Origin of the sequence: Metabacillus idriensis, assembly GCF_009674765.1 — a bacterium.
GTDB classification, from domain to species: Bacteria; Bacillota; Bacilli; order Bacillales; family Bacillaceae; genus Bacillus_P; species Bacillus_P idriensis.
Genome location: NZ_WKKF01000029.1, coordinates 1 through 2,970, shown reverse-complemented (window position 1 = coordinate 2,970; position 2,970 = coordinate 1). Strand labels below are relative to the sequence as shown.

Below are 2,970 nucleotides of genomic sequence, written 5' to 3'. Positions count from 1 at the left end.
TGACCATTTAGGTTAAGTTATGAAGGGCGCACGGTGGATGCCTTGGCACTAGGAGCCGATGAAGGACGGGACTAACACCGATATGCTTTGGGGAGCTGTAAGTAAGCTTTGATCCAGAGATTTCCGAATGGGGAAACCCACTGTTCGTAATGGAACAGTATCTTTATCTGAATACATAGGATATTGAAGGCAGACCCGGGGAACTGAAACATCTAAGTACCCGGAGGAAGAGAAAGCAAACGCGATTTCCCAAGTAGCGGCGAGCGAAACGGAATTAGCCCAAACCAAGAGGCTTGCCTCTTGGGGTTGTAGGACACTCTATACGGAGTTACAAAGGAACGGGGTAGATGAAGCGACCTGGAAAGGTCCGTCAGAGAAGGTAAAAACCCTGTAGTCGAAACTTCGTTCCCTCCAGAGTGGATCCTGAGTACGGCGGGACACGAGAAATCCCGTCGGAAGCAGGGAGGACCATCTCCCAAGGCTAAATACTCCCTAGTGACCGATAGTGAACCAGTACCGTGAGGGAAAGGTGAAAAGCACCCCGGAAGGGGAGTGAAAAGATCCTGAAACCGTGTGCTTACAAGTAGTCAGAGCCCGTTAATGGGTGATGGCGTGCCTTTTGTAGAATGAACCGGCGAGTTACGATCCCGTGCAAGGTTAAGTTGATGAGACGGAGCCGCAGCGAAAGCGAGTCTGAATAGGGCGTTTTAGTACGTGGTCGTAGACCCGAAACCAGGTGATCTACCCATGTCCAGGGTGAAGTTCAGGTAACACTGAATGGAGGCCCGAACCCACGCACGTTGAAAAGTGCGGGGATGAGGTGTGGGTAGCGGAGAAATTCCAATCGAACCTGGAGATAGCTGGTTCTCTCCGAAATAGCTTTAGGGCTAGCCTCAAGTATGAGAGTCTTGGAGGTAGAGCACTGATTGGACTAGGGGCCCTCATCGGGTTACCGAATTCAGTCAAACTCCGAATGCCAAAGACTTGCTCCTTGGGAGTCAGACTGCGAGTGATAAGATCCGTAGTCAAGAGGGAAACAGCCCAGACCACCAGCTAAGGTCCCAAAGTATACGTTAAGTGGAAAAGGATGTGGAGTTGCTTAGACAACCAGGATGTTGGCTTAGAAGCAGCCACCATTTAAAGAGTGCGTAATAGCTCACTGGTCGAGTGACTCTGCGCCGAAAATGTACCGGGGCTAAACGTATCACCGAAGCTGTGGACTGTTCTTACGAACAGTGGTAGGAGAGCGTTCTAAGGGCGTTGAAGCTAGACCGTAAGGACTGGTGGAGCGCTTAGAAGTGAGAATGCCGGTATGAGTAGCGAAAGAGGGGTGAGAATCCCCTCCACCGAATGCCTAAGGTTTCCTGAGGAAGGCTCGTCCGCTCAGGGTTAGTCGGGACCTAAGCCGAGGCCGAAAGGCGTAGGCGATGGACAACAGGTTGATATTCCTGTACCACCTCCTCACCATTTGAGCAATGGGGGGACGCAGGAGGATAGGGCAAGCGCGCTGTTGGATATGCGCGTCCAAGCAGTTAGGCTGAGAAGTAGGCAAATCCGCTTCTCATATAAGGCTGAGCTGTGATGGCGAGGGAAATTTAGTACCGAAGTTCCTGATTCCACACTGCCAAGAAAAGCCTCTAGCGAGGTGAGAGGTGCCCGTACCGCAAACCGACACAGGTAGGCGAGGAGAGAATCCTAAGGTGAGCGAGAGAACTCTCGTTAAGGAACTCGGCAAAATGACCCCGTAACTTCGGGAGAAGGGGTGCTTTTTAGGGTTCATAGCCCTGAAAAGCCGCAGTGAATAGGCCCAGGCGACTGTTTAGCAAAAACACAGGTCTCTGCGAAGCCGCAAGGCGAAGTATAGGGGCTGACGCCTGCCCGGTGCTGGAAGGTTAAGGGGAGAGGTTAGCGCAAGCGAAGCTTTGAACCGAAGCCCCAGTAAACGGCGGCCGTAACTATAACGGTCCTAAGGTAGCGAAATTCCTTGTCGGGTAAGTTCCGACCCGCACGAAAGGCGTAACGATCTGGGCACTGTCTCAACGAGAGACTCGGTGAAATTATAGTACCTGTGAAGATGCAGGTTACCCGCGACAGGACGGAAAGACCCCGTGGAGCTTTACTGTAGCCTGATATTGAATTTTGGTACAGCTTGTACAGGATAGGTAGGAGCCTTGGAAGCCGGAGCGCCAGCTTCGGTGGAGGCATTGGTGGGATACTACCCTTGCTGTATTGAAATTCTAACCCACAGCCCTGATCGGGCTGGGAGACAGTGTCAGGTGGGCAGTTTGACTGGGGCGGTCGCCTCCTAAAATGTAACGGAGGCGCCCAAAGGTTCCCTCAGAATGGTTGGAAATCATTCGCAGAGTGTAAAGGCACAAGGGAGCTTGACTGCGAGACCTACAAGTCGAGCAGGGACGAAAGTCGGGCTTAGTGATCCGGTGGTTCCGCATGGAAGGGCCATCGCTCAACGGATAAAAGCTACCCCGGGGATAACAGGCTTATCTCCCCCAAGAGTCCACATCGACGGGGAGGTTTGGCACCTCGATGTCGGCTCATCGCATCCTGGGGCTGTAGTCGGTCCCAAGGGTTGGGCTGTTCGCCCATTAAAGCGGTACGCGAGCTGGGTTCAGAACGTCGTGAGACAGTTCGGTCCCTATCCGTCGTGGGCGCAGGAAATTTGAGAGGAGCTGTCCTTAGTACGAGAGGACCGGGATGGACGCACCGCTGGTGTACCAGTTGTCTTGCCAAAGGCATCGCTGGGTAGCTATGTGCGGAAGGGATAAGTGCTGAAAGCATCTAAGCATGAAGCCCCCCTCAAGATGAGATTTCCCATCACGTAAGTGAGTAAGAACCCTGAAAGATGATCAGGTTGATAGGTCTGAGGTGGAAGCGCGGTGACGTGTGGAGCTGACAGATACTAATCGTTCGAGGACTTAACCACAGTCTAATAAAGTGTAACATTTAAGTGAA

Annotated in this window: 1 rRNA gene; it reads left to right on the top strand. The window is 52.5% G+C overall.

Annotation, left to right across the window (positions count from 1 at the left end):
* Positions 1-10 precede the first annotated feature (10 nt).
* Positions 11-2,941: ribosomal RNA gene (locus GJU41_RS24405) — 23S ribosomal RNA — on the top strand.
* Positions 2,942-2,970: the final 29 nt, after the last annotated feature.